At 58.9% G+C, this 14,252-nt stretch carries 13 protein-coding genes; 9 read left to right on the top strand and 4 right to left on the bottom strand.

Going from position 1 to position 14,252, the window contains the following annotated elements:
• Positions 1–94: 94 nt before the first annotated feature.
• The 3 genes from GA0061100_RS21005 to GA0061100_RS20995 all read right to left on the bottom strand — a co-directional run bounded on the left by GA0061100_RS21005 (position 95) and on the right by GA0061100_RS20995 (position 1,672).
• A complete protein-coding gene (locus GA0061100_RS21005; RefSeq protein WP_244557902.1) occupies positions 95–934 on the bottom strand; it encodes a hypothetical protein in 840 nt (279 codons plus the stop codon).
• A gap of 336 nt (positions 935–1,270) precedes the next feature.
• On the bottom strand, positions 1,271–1,462 hold the full coding sequence (locus tag GA0061100_RS21000) for a hypothetical protein (protein ID WP_075854664.1): 192 nt from the start codon (positions 1,460–1,462) through the stop codon (positions 1,271–1,273).
• A gap of 12 nt (positions 1,463–1,474) precedes the next feature.
• Positions 1,475–1,672 carry a hypothetical protein gene (locus GA0061100_RS20995; RefSeq protein ID WP_075854663.1) on the bottom strand — a complete coding sequence of 66 codons (198 nt, stop codon included), beginning with the start codon at positions 1,670–1,672 and terminating at the stop codon, positions 1,475–1,477.
• Between the two features lie 499 nt (positions 1,673–2,171).
• Here GA0061100_RS20995 and GA0061100_RS20990 point away from each other — a divergent pair, with 499 nt between their 5' ends.
• The 9 genes from GA0061100_RS20990 (at position 2,172) to GA0061100_RS20950 (ending at position 11,845) form a co-directional block, all read left to right on the top strand.
• The gene (locus GA0061100_RS20990) at positions 2,172–2,702 is read left to right on the top strand and encodes an OsmC family protein (RefSeq protein WP_075854662.1); all 531 of its coding nucleotides are present in this window, start codon (positions 2,172–2,174) and stop codon (positions 2,700–2,702) included.
• 44 nt (positions 2,703–2,746) lie between these two features.
• Positions 2,747–3,949: a M20 aminoacylase family protein gene (locus tag GA0061100_RS20985; protein WP_075854661.1), complete on the top strand. Its 1,203-nt coding sequence runs from the start codon at positions 2,747–2,749 to the stop codon at positions 3,947–3,949.
• 232 nt (positions 3,950–4,181) lie between these two features.
• Entirely contained in the window at positions 4,182–5,807 is a 1,626-nt protein-coding gene (locus GA0061100_RS20980) for a TIGR04028 family ABC transporter substrate-binding protein (RefSeq protein ID WP_075854660.1), read from the top strand.
• 62 nt (positions 5,808–5,869) lie between these two features.
• Positions 5,870–6,811 (top strand): ABC transporter permease, encoded by a 942-nt coding sequence (locus tag GA0061100_RS20975; RefSeq protein ID WP_075854659.1) that lies wholly within the window; start codon positions 5,870–5,872, stop codon positions 6,809–6,811.
• Entirely contained in the window at positions 6,811–7,728 is a 918-nt protein-coding gene (locus tag GA0061100_RS20970) for an ABC transporter permease (protein ID WP_075854658.1), read from the top strand. The genes GA0061100_RS20975 and GA0061100_RS20970 overlap by 1 nt, the downstream gene beginning before the upstream one ends.
• Positions 7,725–9,404, top strand: a complete 1,680-nt coding sequence (locus GA0061100_RS20965; protein ID WP_075854657.1) for a dipeptide ABC transporter ATP-binding protein — start codon at positions 7,725–7,727, stop codon at positions 9,402–9,404. Before GA0061100_RS20970 ends, GA0061100_RS20965 begins: the two co-directional genes overlap by 4 nt.
• Before the next feature lie 4 nt (positions 9,405–9,408).
• A complete protein-coding gene (locus tag GA0061100_RS20960) occupies positions 9,409–10,461 on the top strand; it encodes a putative FMN-dependent luciferase-like monooxygenase (protein WP_075854656.1) in 1,053 nt (350 codons plus the stop codon).
• Between the two features lie 26 nt (positions 10,462–10,487).
• Positions 10,488–11,117 (top strand): CMD domain protein, encoded by a 630-nt coding sequence (locus tag GA0061100_RS20955; protein ID WP_075854655.1) that lies wholly within the window; start codon positions 10,488–10,490, stop codon positions 11,115–11,117.
• 125 nt (positions 11,118–11,242) lie between these two features.
• Complete coding sequence (locus tag GA0061100_RS20950) at positions 11,243–11,845, top strand: alkylhydroperoxidase domain protein (RefSeq protein WP_075854654.1); 603 nt, start codon at positions 11,243–11,245, stop codon at positions 11,843–11,845.
• Between the two features lie 459 nt (positions 11,846–12,304).
• On the opposite strand, the gene GA0061100_RS20945 is transcribed toward GA0061100_RS20950, so the two are convergent.
• Complete coding sequence (locus GA0061100_RS20945; RefSeq protein ID WP_075854653.1) at positions 12,305–14,248, bottom strand: MacB family efflux pump subunit; 1,944 nt, start codon at positions 14,246–14,248, stop codon at positions 12,305–12,307.
• Positions 14,249–14,252: the final 4 nt, after the last annotated feature.

The following is a 14,252-nucleotide window of genomic DNA, read 5'->3' as shown; positions in this document are numbered from 1 at the left end:
CAAATCGTGGTTCTGTCGCTGCGTCCGGTACCGGTTGAATTGCTGCGGTTGCCAAGACCAGCATTGCGGCACAGGGTGGAGGCCAGGTGTCTTATCAATCGTGGTTCCACCCATTCTTTTCGGCTGTTGTCGCGACGAGAGATGCGTAGTCCTTGCCAATCGTCTCGAGTTTTTCCACCAAGGCGGAATGGGGGCCGCCGAGCTGGCCTAAGTAGTCTTCACCACCTCCGGATTTGTCCCAGTCATTGCCGATAAAGCGGGCGGTCGCCTTGCCGGATGCGGCGATTTCGGGCTTCGGAGCATGAAAGGACGCAGCCGTCTGTTTCAGGCCATCCAGGAAGGCGTCGTCATCAAGGCCGCTATAGGGCTTGCCTTCGGAATTCGTGACGTTGAGGTATATCTGCTCATCTCCGAATGCGGTGTAGCCGCCGCCCAGCCCCTTCTTCGTCGCGTCGGCCGCCTCGAAGAATTTCTGCGCGACGGCGGCGTTGAGGGTGTTTTCGGGAAACTGGACAATGACAAAGCCGGTCTTGCCCGACGTATCGTCGAGGCGAGAGACGAGCACGCTGTATTGACGAAAGACATAGCCAAGCGAGCCGGCCAGCCGATCGGCGGTGATATCGTCGAGCTCGCCCTCCGTTTGAAGCGACGCATTGGTTTTCAGCAGATAGCCGCCGGGCGTGACCTCCGTCTCCAAGGTCGCCGGATCGATGCCGTTTGCCGATATGATTTTCGGTATGATCTGCTTTAGCACTTGCGCCGAGAACGCCGCACGATCGTCGTAGCTTGCGCGAGCAAGCCCCGGCAGGTTGAAGCCGGAGGAGGGCGTCGCCTCATAGGATAAAAGCACCTTCTGGCCTGCTGCCGCCGTATTGTGAAAGACCATCGGCATGGCGACGCCCAGAACGATTGCTGCGCCGAGCCTAAGAGCCATGGAGAAAGTGTTCCTGATGTACATTCTATAAGGCATCTGCCATGTTCCCCGTCGATTGCTGCATTTGGTTTTGGTGTCGATCTTGTGCTTTCGCTGCCAATGAAGACGCGCCGGTAGGTGCTGTTACCGCTTCATGCAGTTCTTAACGGCTCGCTTAGTCCCTTTTTATTGCTGAGCTGGATAGACGATTGTCTCATCCGGAAGGTCGCGATTTTAGCGATCACATCAGCAACCATGTTCGCAAACCGATGCGGGTCGGTTGCGGGACTGCAAGGTCGATAGGAGGAAGAGTATCCGTGGCTGCTCATGAATATGTATCGGACAGGATTTTCCTAATCAACGGTAATGCCGGCGTCGATGCGAACCGATCTCATGAGATAGTTCGGCGCATTTCGATTGCAGCTCATGGCTAGTACCATCATCGACAAGATCATCGAGAATGAGCGCCCGATATTCCTGAGCGAGCAGCCTTGTCTCTATCTCGTCGCGTTGTGCCGAGAGGCGAAAGAAATGATGCAGCCTGCCCATGATACGCCTCCTCTACGCTGCCCGGTTGAGGCCGCCAGACGTTGTGGACGCCAATTTATGGATTGCTCGCAGCACGTCCGAGGCGGCAGAAAAATGTTGGCCGTCGAGATCATGGACATGAAACTTGACCGCGATGAACTTCAGCGCGCCCTTGTCCGGAACGACGATGCCCACCGGAATGCCGGCATATTCAATCACCTGTCTGGTCATTATCACCACCTGTTGAAATTGCTTCTTCCGGACGAACTATCCGGGCATTCCAAGTTCGATTAGTCCATCAATTTAATAGATTATATGTATGGTGGATGCGGAAGACCATTCTCCATGATGCCAAATAATCGCGTCATGGCGAAAAACAATTCTAATATAAGATGCGCTGACTCTTAAAGAGCAGAGGCCGGAGGTTGCGCAGGTGTTCTTTAACGAACCGGGATTGCTGCGCTCGATTTCCGGGCGGAAGCCGATCGCGTCAAACATGCAAGGCTCGTGGACGCTGTCATCCGGCATCGATCGGACTTTGGAGTTCGGGTAGGGATGCCATTTCGTAGCTGGAGGTTCCGACTCCTCGTCAAAAGGGATTGCTGTGCTTCTATAGTCTATAATTTTAATAGACTATCATGATGGCGTCCGGCTATAAATGGCGCCGTCAATCATTGTGGCTCTGAACTGACGCCTGAGGCGCCAGCCGTCGACGTGAAGGAAATCGGTAGTGACAAATTTGAACGAATATCTCGGGCAGAAGCGGGAAGCCCTGCACAGCCGGCGCAAGCGGGTAAAATCCGGGGAGCTTGGCGCAGTTACGTTGAACGCGAGTGCAAGTGCCGAGGGGCGCAGTGGGGTGCGTCGCATCAGAATCAGGGACTTTCAGGTTATTTCCGACAGCCCGCCGGATTTTGCCGGTTACAATCTAGGGCCGTCGTCTCCCGAACTTTTGCTCGGCGCGCTCTCGAGCTGCCTGACGCATACATATCTCATTCATGCGTCCGACCAGGGGGTACCGTTGGAATCGTTGCAAGCGGAAGTCTCCGCCTCGATCGATCCGCGTGGAGGTGCCGAGGGCCATGACGATATTCCCGTCTATCCCCACGACATCAATTACGTTGTAACGTTGGTGTCGTCTGCAAGCGGGGAGGAGATAGCAAGGTTGCAGGCCGCCGTGGAGAGGCTTTGCCCAATCCTCAATCTTCTGAAGCGAGGAAACGAGGTACATGGGCGTGTCGATCACCGGCGTCCGGCGTGAGGTGAACGCTGCTCTGTCTTTCTCCATCCTTGGATATCCGCGCCATGAATAAGTCCGTCGCATCGCTCGCAGGAGAGCCTGTTTTGAATATCATCGATCGGATCGAAGGCTACCAGCCAGAGCTCGTCGCAATCCGACACGATCTCCATGCCCATCCCGAAATCGGCTTCGAGGAAGTGCGTACCTCGGGGATCGTCGCCGAAAAGCTGTCGTCCTGGGGGATTGAAGTTCATCGTGGTATCGGCAAGACGGGCGTTGTCGGCCTTCTCAAGGGACGCCATCCCGGCAACAGATCGGTGGGCCTGCGCGCCGATATGGATGCCTTGCCGATGCCGGAGGAAACCGGTCTTGCCTATGCCTCGGTCTATCCCGGCCGGTTTCACGGTTGCGGCCATGACGCCCATACGACGATCTTGCTCGGTGCTGCACGCTATCTTGCCGAAACGAGGGATTTTGCAGGCACGGTGACCTTCATCTTCCAGCCAGCGGAAGAGGGATTAGGCGGCGCGCGGGCCATGATCGCCGACGGCCTGTTCGAACGCTTCCCGGTGGACGAAATCTATGGGCTTCACAATGCGACGCAACTGCCGCCCAATCATCTCCATGTCTCGGCCGGAGCGGTACTGGCGGGGGCCGATTTTTTTGACGTGACGTTCAAGGGCAAGGGTGCGCACGGCGCTCATCCGAATGTCGCTCGCGACCCAATTCCCGCAATTGCCGAACTCGTGCAGTCTCTGCAGACGATCGTCAGCCGCAACGTCCCGCCGACGGAGCCGGCTGTGCTGTCCGTGACGAAGATATTCGGCGGGTCCGCCTACAATGTCATACCCGAAAGCGCGAGCGTCGGCGGAACGATACGAGCTTTTTCCGATGACATCAGGCGTCTGATCCGCGAGCGCCTGACCATGATTTCCCACAATATAGCTGCAGCTTACGACATCGAAGCCAGCGTCGATATCCGCGACATTTTTTCCGTTCTGACCAATCATCAGGATCATGTCGAGATCATCGCCGATATCGGCCGCGAGGTTCTTGGCGAGGATCGGGTTTCGACGGTGCCTGGGCGGGCGATGGGTAGCGAGGACTTCGCCGACATGCTGCTGCATGCTCCGGGCGCATTCTTCACGTTGGGGCACGCCGGCAATGTTCCGGCTCACAATCCCGGTTTCATCGTCGATGACGCCATTCTCCCTGTCGGTGCCACCTTGTTTGCCCGTCTTGTCGAAAGCAGGTTGAAGGCGGCGTGAATGGTTGGATGTCCAGGTCGATACGACCGGGTGCAAGACTGAGATCCGTAGGCCCGCTAGGTTTCGAGGTTGCGGCGCGATAGGCCCGAAGGCGGCTCGGCGGGCCTATTCGACCATAGTGCGATTGTCGCGCGTTCGTTTCCCGAGCTGTGCGGAAATTAGAATATTAATTCTATAGATAGATAGGGGTTTGCCGTAGGTTGATGCGCATTTTCCTACAGAGGCTTACACAATGGGCATCAAAGCCAAACTCAAAGCGGCAAGTTTACTGAGCGTGTGGCTATTGGCGGCGCCGGCAGCATTTGCCGATGACCAGCCGGTCAAAGGCGGCACGCTGATTTACCTTGAGCAGCAGGCGCATACGAACCTCTATCCGCCGGCCGGCGGTTTCTATCCGAACGGCGGCGTTCTCAACCAGATCACCGACAAGCTGACCTATCAGAACCCCAAGACGCTCGCGATCGAACCGTGGATTGCAGAATCCTGGGCGGTCAACGATGCGGCGACGGAATATACGTTCAAGATCCGCAAGGGCGTGACCTTTTCCGATGGTACTCCGCTCGATGCCAATGCCGTCGCCAAGAATTATGATACGTTCGGCCTTGGCAACAAGGAGCTGAAACAGCCGATTTCCGAGGTCATCAACAACTACGACCACAGCGAAGTCGTCGATCCCTATACCGTAAAGTTCTATTTCAAGAAGTCGTCCCCGGGTTTTCTGCAGGGAACGTCCGTCATCGGGTCCGGCCTGGTCTCGTTGAAGACGCTGGCGCTGTCCTTCGACCAGCTCGGCGATGCGACGAAGATCATCGGGTCCGGCCCCTTTGTCGTCGAGAGCGAGACGCTCGGCAAGCAGCTCTCGCTGAAGGCGCGGACAGATTATAGCTGGGGTCCAAGCAAGCTGGAACATCAGGGCCGGGCCTATCTGGATGGTATCAAATACATCGTCACCGGCGAAGACAGCGTGCGCATCGGCGCATTGCTTTCCGGCCAGGCCGATTTCATCCGCCAGCTGCAGGCCTATGACGAAAAGCAGGTAAGCGACCAGAATTTTTCGATCTATGCGGCGCCAACCCGCGGCGTCAACGACAGCGTCGCCTTCCGGCCGGACAATCCGCTCGTTGCCGATATCAAGGTTCGCCAGGCGCTCCTGCATGCGACGAATAACAAGGAAATCGTCGATACGCTGTTTTCGGCAAATTATCCGCAGGCAAAATCGATCATCTCGTCGGCTGCGGCCGGCTACGCGGATCTGTCGTCAAAACTGATCTATGATCCGGCTCTTGCTGAAAAGCTCTTTGACGAGGCCGGCTGGAAGAAGGGCGCCGACGGCGTTCGCCAGAAGGATGGCAAGCCGCTTTCGCTTGCCGTTTACGAATCCCTGCCCCAGCCACAGAACAAGGCCGTATTGCAGCTGGTCGCGCAGCAATGGGCCAAGCTCGGCGTCAAGCTTCAGGTTCTTGCTGGCACCTCGGGAAATCTGGTGACCGACAATGTCGATCCGGCAAAGACGCCGCTGGTCGTCGCCGAAGTCGGCCGCGCCGATCCTGATGTCATCAAGAGCCAGTTCTATGCCAAGAACCGCGACGCCCTGCTGCAGAAGGGTGGCCTCAATCCAAAGGCAAGCTTCTCGGATGACAAGCTGAACGGCATCCTGGAAACCGTCGCCTCCGAGACCGATGGTAGCAGGCGACTGGCGGCGGCAAAGGCCGCGCAGGAATATCTGCTCGATCAGGCCTATGTCATCCCGTTCTTCGAGGAGCCACAGGTTTTTGCCGGCGCACCTTACGTGAAGGGAATTGCGTTCGAGGCCGTCGGACGTCCGTCCTTCTACAGCACCTGGCTTGCCGAACATTGAGGAAAAACGGGGCTGGCCCGGCGTGGTGCCGGGCCGTCCTTCCGCGAAGACATGGTAGTGGCATGGCAAGATACATATTATCGAGGTTCGGGCAGGCTTTGTTCGTCTTGTGGGCTGCCTTCACCGTTTCATTCGTATTGCTGCAGTCGCTGCCAGGCGACGCGGTGCTGATCAAATTCCAGAACCCGGATTACGGATTGAGCCCCGAGCAGCTTGCCGATATCAGGGCGGCTTATGGCGCCGACGGATCGTTCCTGCACCAATATGCCCATGCGGTCTGGAATTTTCTGACGGGGGATTTCGGCTATTCCCTGCAGGCAGGCGTTCCGGTGAGCTCGCTGCTTGCCACCAACCTGCCACCGTCCCTCCTGCTTGCAGCATCGGGGTTTATGGTGGCGACGCTTCTTGCCGTTCTGATCGCAATCGCCTGCAATCTTTCCGGTCTTGCCTGGCTGCGTGGCCTGATCCAATCCATTCCGTCGCTGTTCATATCGGTACCGACCTTCTGGCTCGGCATCATGCTCATTCAGATATTCTCTTTCCGGCTTCGCCTCGTGCCGGTCATCAATCCGGGTCCATGGGAGGGTCTTTTCCTGCCCATCCTGACGGTCGCAGTGCCGATTTCGGCGCCGCTCGCGCAGATATTGCTGAAGAACATAGACGAGGTCCTGACGAAGCCCTTCGTGCCCGTGGCACGGGCCAAGGGACTTTCTCATGCCAAAGTCTTGTGGCGGCATGTCGCCAAGAACACGCTGCTGCCGGTTTTAACCGTTGCCGGCTTGCTGTTCGGAGAGCTGATCGCCAGCGCGGTCATCACCGAAACGGTCTTCGGCCTCAATGGTATCGGCGGGCTGACGAAACAGGCTGTGGACAGCCAGGATGTCGCCGTTCTTCAGGCGATCGTCGTTATTGCCGCGACCGCGTTCGTCGTCATCAACCTCGTGGTCGATCTTCTCTATCCCGTGCTCGATCCACGTCTGAAGACCAAGCTGGGAGCCGCATGATGGCGACGATCGAAACCGCTCGACATCATGCAGACCTCGATGCGTCCGACCGGAAAGTCAGTGTATCGCCCGTGACGCTTGAGGCCGATTTTCACGAGAACGCCGGAGCTGGCGGGCGTTTTCCGCGCATGCAGCTTGGTCTCTTCCTTGCGTGCCTCATCCTGGCACTGGCTGTCCTTTGGGCACTCTTCCCAAGCCTCTTTACGATCTATGACCCTGTCCAGGGTCTGCCCGGGCAACATCTACGACCGCCCAGTGCCACCCATCTCCTGGGCACGGATTCGCTTGGGCGAGATCTCTATGCCCGCATCGTCCATGGTGCTATCCACTCGCTATCGGGCGCGCTCGCTGCCGTTGGCATCGCGCTTGTGGCCGGCACGACGCTCGGCGTGCTTGCCGGATCGTTCGGCGGCAGGATTGAGACGGTCATCATGAGGCTGGTCGATGTCATGCTGTCGATACCGGATCTTCTCTTGTCGCTCAGTATCATCGTGCTGCTCGGTTTCGGCACCGTCAACGCCGCGATCGCGGTCGGCTGCACGCTGATCGCCAAGTTTGCCCGATTGGTTCGCTCCGAAGTCGTGACGGTGCGCCGAAGCGAATATGTCGAGGCCGCCTTTGGAAGCGGCGGGACATTCCTCAAGGTCCTCTGGCGTCACATCCTGCCGAATTCACTGACCTCGGTGATCGCCTTTGCGGCACTTCAGGCCGGCTGGGCGATCCTGCAGCTCGCGACGCTCGGCTTTCTCGGCTATGGCGCCCCGCCACCGACACCGGAATGGGGCCTGCTGATTGCCGAAGGACGCAATTATATCGCAACCGCCTGGTGGCTGACGGCGGCGCCCGGTCTTGTCGTCGTCCTGGTGGTTATTTCCATCAATCGCATCAGCCGGGCAATCGGGGGCATCGGGAAATGACGGCTCCAATCATTGGAACGATTGCGGAAAAGGGTGCACCGATCCTCGATGTTGCGGGCCTTAGGGTTGCCTATCGCGACAAGAGCGTCCAGCGCACGGTTGTCCACGATATTGACTTTGAGGTTCGCGCCGGCGAAGTGGTCGCCCTCGTCGGCGAATCCGGTTCCGGCAAGAGTTCCACGGCACAGGCGCTGATCGGCCTTCTGCCCGAAGGTGGCCTTCTCCAGCAGGGAACCATCCGCCTGAACGGCCAGGATATTGCCGGTTGGCCACAAAAGCGGCTGGACGGCATTCGCGGCTCCATCATCAGCCTCGTACCGCAGGATCCGGGCAATTCGCTCAATCCGGTGAGGACGATCGGCGAACAGGTCGCCGAAATCCTGACGGTGCATGGCAGGGCCTTTGGAGCGGCTGCTCGCGTTCAGGCGATCGAATTGCTGGAACGCGTCGGCCTCAGCCAGCCTCAATTGCGTGCCAGGCAATATCCGCACGAGCTCTCCGGCGGCATGCGTCAGCGCGTGTTGATCGCCATTGCCATGGCGCTGAAACCTTCGCTGATCATCGCCGACGAACCCACCAGCGCCTTGGATGTCACGGTGCAGAGGCACATTCTTGATCTGATCGACGATCTGAGACGGGAATATGGCACGGCGGTTCTTCTGGTGACCCATGACCTCGGAGTCGCCGCCGATCGATCCGACAGGCTGATCGTCCTGCAGCACGGCCGCATCCAAGAGCAGGGACGCACGGCCGATATCCTCGCAAACCCGCAAAGCAACTATACGCGCCGTCTGCTTGCCGACGCGCCATCGTTGAATGCGCGGCCGAAGGCCTCGCCGGCACACCCGGTTGCATCCGTCGCGCCGGCCGACGACATCGTTGTCGTCGATAGACTGGTGCAGGATTTCGATGCCGGTGGTAGCGGCAGTTTCCGGGCGGTCGACGATGTATCCTTTCGTGTTCGCCGTGGCAGTACCCACGCAATCGTCGGTGAATCCGGCTCCGGCAAGACGACGACGATCAGGATCGTTTCCGCGTTTCAGAAGCCGACTTCGGGCCGGGTGCTGATCGACGGGCTCGACCTGTCTTCTTTGCGCGGCGAAACGTTGAGGCTGCTGCGCAAGAAGATCCAGCTCGTCTATCAAAATCCCTATGGTTCGCTCGATCCGCGCCAGACAATTACGGGGATCGTCGAGGAGCCGTTGCTGAATTTCGAACGCCTATCCCGGCGCGAGCGACTGGCGAAGGTAGCGGCCACGCTCGACAAGGTCAGGCTGCCAGCCGACATATTGCAACGTCGGCCGCATGCCCTCTCGGGAGGGCAGCGCCAGCGCGTCGCGATTGCGCGTGCCCTGGTGCTTGACCCGCAGATCCTGGTGCTCGACGAGGCGGTGTCCGCACTTGACGTAACGGTACAGGCGCAGATCCTTGCTCTCCTGGACGAGCTGCAGCGCGAGCTCGGGCTGACTTATCTGTTTGTCTCCCACGATCTCGCCGTCGTGCGACAGATCGCGGACACTGTCTCGGTGCTGAACGCCGGGCAGCTGGTCGAAACGGGTCGGGTCGAAGACGTCTTTTCCAATCCCAGCAGCCCGTACACGCGCGAGCTGATCGATGCGGTGCCAGGCAAGAAGTTTCCGCGGGCCACCGAGCCCAGCTTAATCAGCGCAGGATGATCCCATGAGTACGCCAACATCACCGAAGAGACTGGGCTTCTTCAGCCGGGTTCTGGACCAGGTGGATGCCGGAACCCGCTACAGGCTGGTTGCCGAGCAGATCGTCCATGCCGAAAAGCATGGCTTCGATACGGCCTGGGTGGCGCAGCATCACTTCAACGGAGACGAAGGTGGCTTGCCTGCGCCATTGGTGTTTCTCGCAGCCTTGGCCCCGCAGACCTCGCATATTCGTTTGGGGACGGGTGTCATTACGCTGCCGATGGAGAACGCGGTGCGGGTCGCCGAGGATACGGCCGTGCTCGACAAGCTGCTCGGCGGGCGGCTGGAGGTCGGCTTCGGTACGGGCGGCACCCCCCAAGCCTTCCTTCCCTTTGGTCTGGAAAGCAGCCAGCGCACGGAGGTCTACGGCAATCATCTTGCTCTGGTGCGCGATGCCTGGGCGGGTGGAGAGCTTACAGGCGGCAACCACCTCTATCCGGCAGCGCCGCATTTGCGCGACCATGTCTGGCAGGCGACATTTTCCGTTGGCGGCGGCATACGTGCCGGCCGCGATGGCGACGGGTTGATGTTGTCGCGCACGCAGCCTCGGCCGCCCGAGACGCCGAACGCCCAGCTGTGGGATCTGCAGGATCCCATTATCGATGCCTATCTGTCGGCATTGCCGGCAGGGCGTCAGCCACGAATATTGGGTTCACGCAGCCTCTTTGTCGCCGACAGCAGGAAAGAAGCCCTTCATTTTGCCGATATCGGCCTGAGGCGGATCATCGAGCACTTCAAGGCAACGGGTTTTGTGATCCCAGGCGAAACCACGGCTGATTTGATCAGAGCGTTTGATGTTCACGTTGGCACCCCTGACGACGTTATTGCATCGCTTCAGGCAGACACAGCATTGGCGCGGGTCACGGACCTGGTCTTTCAGGTGCATTCCGTCGATCCGCCGCATGAACATATCCTGCGCTCGCTGGAACTGACGGCTGCTCATGTCGCCCCAGCGCTTGGTTGGATACAACAGCGCCCCATCGGAAATGAACGCCGCTTGGCGGCACAAGTCCAATAGCTGCATCCGAAGAAAAGGCATAGACCATGACTTTGCAGATCAGAGACGTCATCGATTTCCTTGCAGGAATAGATCCTGGGTCCGATCTTGACAGCCTTCGGGCACAACGGCCTGAGACGCGCCTCAATGCTCAGAAGAGCTATGAAGCTCTTTTCGAGCCCGCGCATTGGGGAAGCGTGACCCCGGCGGAGCGCTTTGCTGTCGCCGCCTTTGTCGCCGGCCTTCACAAGGCACCGGAAATCGCGAATTTCTATTCTTCCAAGCTGCGGGATGAGGCACACGGCCCCGAGCTCGTTGCCGTCATCGGCGCGGAGCTGGAGGCCGGCGATACAACCGGACCTTACGGCCATTATCCGGCTGGCCCGCTTTCCCGCGAGGACCGGCCGGGCCTCGTCTATGAGGTTTCGGGCGAAAGCCGGAAACTTCTGGACCTGAAGCTCAGCGCAGCGCTCGAGCACAGCCATCTTCTGGTCTTCCGTCCGAGGGAGGCAAGCGCTGCGGCGCTGCAGAAGCTGCTGGACGCCGGCTGGACGACCACAGGCATTGTCACCTTGTCACAGATCACGGCATTTCTGGCGTTTCAGATCAGGGTGGTCGCCGGGTTGAGGGCGCTCGCGAAGAGCTCGGCCAATATCGGACAGGTCGCGCAAGCCTAGAGCGATTCGGCTTTTCGCTGAATCTTCGAACCGCTCTATCTCTTTGTTTTCACGCAATTCCGGACGGAAAACCGTTACGCATTTTTCCTGGGATTGCTCTAGTCGCACGAACAAGGAATCCTTTCATGACCGAAACCGTCATTCATCCCGAAATCGCAAACCGGCCAAATGTCTTTACCCAAGCCGAAATCGGCTGGACGCCCTGGCTGCAGCCAATTGACGAAGCCGATCTGACCGAGCGTCATTGGGCAGGCCTTGTGGACGCATCCCGCGCGAAGTCGCCGTACTTCATGTTGCTGGTGCGCGACCCCGACATCCTCCAGGCCCGTACCAAGACGGACAAGGATATCTTCTACAATGTCTCGGCGGGCCTTCCCCGCGCTGAGCGTGAACTGGCTGCCACGGCGGCATCGCGGGCGAATGGCTGTATTTTCTGCGCATCGGTCCATTCTCGCTTCGCCTCTCATCATTCCAAGCGAACGGATGACGTGCAGCGTCTGCTGGATGATGGGCTTCAGGCGGACCTTGGCAGCCGCTGGAATGCCGTCGTCGAGGTTTCAGCCGCGCTCACGGCGACGCCATCGCAATTCGGAGCCGAAGAGATCGTCAGGTTGCGCGAGGAGGGTCTAGACGATCTGGAGATAGCGGACGTGATCCATGGGGCTGCCTTCTTCAATTGGGCGAACCGGCTGATGCTTTCCTTGGGCGAGCCGACACCTGCGGTCTGAAGCCTCATATCGTGCGTGAATCCGGGTATTCATTGGCATTTGACGCGTCGCCTGGCAGTTATATTGGATTCTTGCTTACTCATGGCCTTGCCCTTTGCCGTCAGAAAAGTTGTCGGGAGCGGAGCGCAAGATAACTTACCCATAGCGAAAGCCTACCATGAGGCGCGTTCACTGGCTCTGCTGCAAGCATTTCGATGGGAGAGACCATGTGTTCTCCATTGCAATGCGCCCTGTGCCCCGAGGTTCCGACCGAGTAGGGCTAGGACTTCCGTCAGGGCGCTCGGTCCGATGCCGAAAGCGCGTTCAACGATATTCGGTCTCTGGGGCGTACTTCCGGACCTGGCGATTCATATGCAGGCTTTCGCCGAGTGGGTCACCTCCAGGCGAGAGACAAGTCAGGGCAGAAGTTCAACAGGCATTACTACCTAACTCTGAAGGCGTGATGCAGTCAGGCTGGCTTTAATCCGAGCTAAGGGCCACGGCCGGATGCAGGTGGGACGCCTTATGTGCTGGTAGCAGACCAAAGAGAAGCCCCGTCAGAAACGAGCAGGCAAGTGCGAGCACGATAGGACCTGGGGTAAAGCTCACCGGCAGTCCGCCGAGGTGGGCCAGAAGACCGATGCCGATCCCACAGGCAATGCCCATCACCCCGCCAACGATGGAAACGACCATCGTTTCGATGATGAACTGCCACAATATATCGCGTCGACGCGCGCCAGTCGCCATTCTTACGCCGATCTCTCTCGTGCGTTCGCTGACGCTGACAAGCATGATGTTCATGATCCCGATTCCGCCTACGAGCAGCGAGATCGCCGCGACGGATCCCAGGAAGAGTTTCATCATCGCGAAGGTATTGGCAAAGGTTTCCCGCACCGAAGACATATTGGTCACTTGCGTGTCCTGACGCTTGTGCCGTTCATCCAGCAGTTTCTGTATTGCCTGCTCGGTGGCTTCGAGTGCGGCGCTATCCCTTACCTGAACGGTGATGCTGCGAACGTTGTGCTCGCCGAAAAGTCTCACGCTGCCGGTTGTCAAAGGTACGAGGACAACGTCGTCCTGGTCGCTTATGCCTGTGCCCGCTCCCTTTTCCGTCATGATCCCGATCACCTGGAACGGGACCTGGTCAACCAGAACATATTGTCCGATCGGATTCTCGCCTTCCGTAAACAGCGCCTTGGCGACGGTCTGGCCAAGCGCCGCCACCGGCGCATAACTGTCGACGTCCTGCTGGTTCAGAAACTCTCCGCGTAGGACCTGCCAGGATTTCGCGGCCGTGAACTGGGGTACGATGCCGTTGGCGGTGGTACGATAGTCGATGCCGCCGCGACGGATTGTGACCGCCTTTTGCATTTCAGGCACCGCGAAGGCGACGTTTGGGATGGCAAGCATCGCATCAGCGTCGGCGGATACCAGCGTGGCGCTGGCATTGTCGATATTGCCACGGAAATTGGCCATATTCGGGTGTACGATCAGCAGGTTCGATCCCATCGCAGTGATGCGGTTCAGGATCGATTCCTGCACGCCGGTTCCGATCGCAAGCATAGCGACGACCGAGCAGACGCCGATTATGATGCCAAGCAACGTCAGGATGGTCCGAAAGAGATTGGCGCGGAGCGACCGCAGCGCCATTTTCACAGCTTCGCTCATGTCGGCGATCGCCGCCGATCCTTCTACCGCCGACAGCTGCGACAGCAGGGGGCGAACCACGCTCCCCTGTTTCTTTTGTCTCCGATCGCTGACGATCCGGCCGTCATGAATCTCGATCAGCCGGTCGGCCTGTTCGGCGATGGATCGCGAATGGGTGACGACGATGATCGTGTGGCCCTTGTCGTTCATGCTGCGCAGTAGCGCCATGACATCGTTGCCGCTTGCGCTGTCGAGCGCGCCGGTCGGCTCATCCGCCAGGATCACGCGGCCGCCATTCATCAGGGCGCGTGCGATCGACACACGCTGCTGTTGACCGCCCGAGAGCTGGCTTGGACGATGATCCAGCCGATCTCCGAGTTTCAGGGAATGCAGCAGCCTTTCGGCGCGCTCATGCCTCGCGCGAGCGGACATGCCGGAATAAATTGCCGGAACCTCGACATTCTCCCTTGCTGTCGCGGTCGCGATGAGATTGTAGCTTTGAAAGACAAAGCCGAAGGTTTTGCGGCGAAGGGCGGCCAGTGCGTCGCCGTGCAGCCGCGACACGGGCTCATCGTCGATCCTGTATTCACCCCCGGTAGGCTGATCCAGGCAGCCGAGAATGTTCATCAATGTCGACTTGCCGGAGCCGGACTGTCCGATGATCGCCACGAATTCCCCGGCGGCGATATCAAGGGAAACATCGTGCAGGACAGCGGTGGCAAGATCGCCGTTAATGTAGCTCTTGGAGACATTTCTCAGCGACAGCAGCGCGGGCATGGTC

The sequence above is a fragment of the Martinezella hainanensis genome (assembly GCF_900094555.1).
GTDB classification, from domain to species: domain Bacteria; phylum Pseudomonadota; class Alphaproteobacteria; order Rhizobiales; family Rhizobiaceae; genus Rhizobium; species Rhizobium hainanense.
This window is presented reverse-complemented; position numbering and strand designations above follow the sequence as displayed.

What these genes read in the sequence shown, in the direction of transcription:
- GA0061100_RS21005 (WP_244557902.1), bottom strand. Translation starts at nt 934, where the DNA reads ATGGCTCTTAGGCTCGGCGCAGCAATCGTTCTGGGCGTCGCCATGCCG.
- GA0061100_RS21000 (WP_075854664.1), bottom strand. Translation starts at nt 1,462, where the DNA reads ATGGGCAGGCTGCATCATTTCTTTCGCCTCTCGGCACAACGCGACGAG.
- GA0061100_RS20995 (WP_075854663.1), bottom strand. Translation starts at nt 1,672, where the DNA reads ATGACCAGACAGGTGATTGAATATGCCGGCATTCCGGTGGGCATCGTC.
- GA0061100_RS20985 (WP_075854661.1), top strand. Translation starts at nt 2,747, where the DNA reads ATGAATAAGTCCGTCGCATCGCTCGCAGGAGAGCCTGTTTTGAATATC.
- GA0061100_RS20980 (WP_075854660.1), top strand. Translation starts at nt 4,182, where the DNA reads ATGGGCATCAAAGCCAAACTCAAAGCGGCAAGTTTACTGAGCGTGTGG.
- GA0061100_RS20975 (WP_075854659.1), top strand. Translation starts at nt 5,870, where the DNA reads ATGGCAAGATACATATTATCGAGGTTCGGGCAGGCTTTGTTCGTCTTG.
- GA0061100_RS20970 (WP_075854658.1), top strand. Translation starts at nt 6,811, where the DNA reads ATGGCGACGATCGAAACCGCTCGACATCATGCAGACCTCGATGCGTCC.
- GA0061100_RS20965 (WP_075854657.1), top strand. Translation starts at nt 7,725, where the DNA reads ATGACGGCTCCAATCATTGGAACGATTGCGGAAAAGGGTGCACCGATC.
- GA0061100_RS20960 (WP_075854656.1), top strand. Translation starts at nt 9,409, where the DNA reads ATGAGTACGCCAACATCACCGAAGAGACTGGGCTTCTTCAGCCGGGTT.
- GA0061100_RS20955 (WP_075854655.1), top strand. Translation starts at nt 10,488, where the DNA reads ATGACTTTGCAGATCAGAGACGTCATCGATTTCCTTGCAGGAATAGAT.
- GA0061100_RS20950 (WP_075854654.1), top strand. Translation starts at nt 11,243, where the DNA reads ATGACCGAAACCGTCATTCATCCCGAAATCGCAAACCGGCCAAATGTC.
- GA0061100_RS20945 (WP_075854653.1), bottom strand. Translation starts at nt 14,248, where the DNA reads ATGCCCGCGCTGCTGTCGCTGAGAAATGTCTCCAAGAGCTACATTAAC.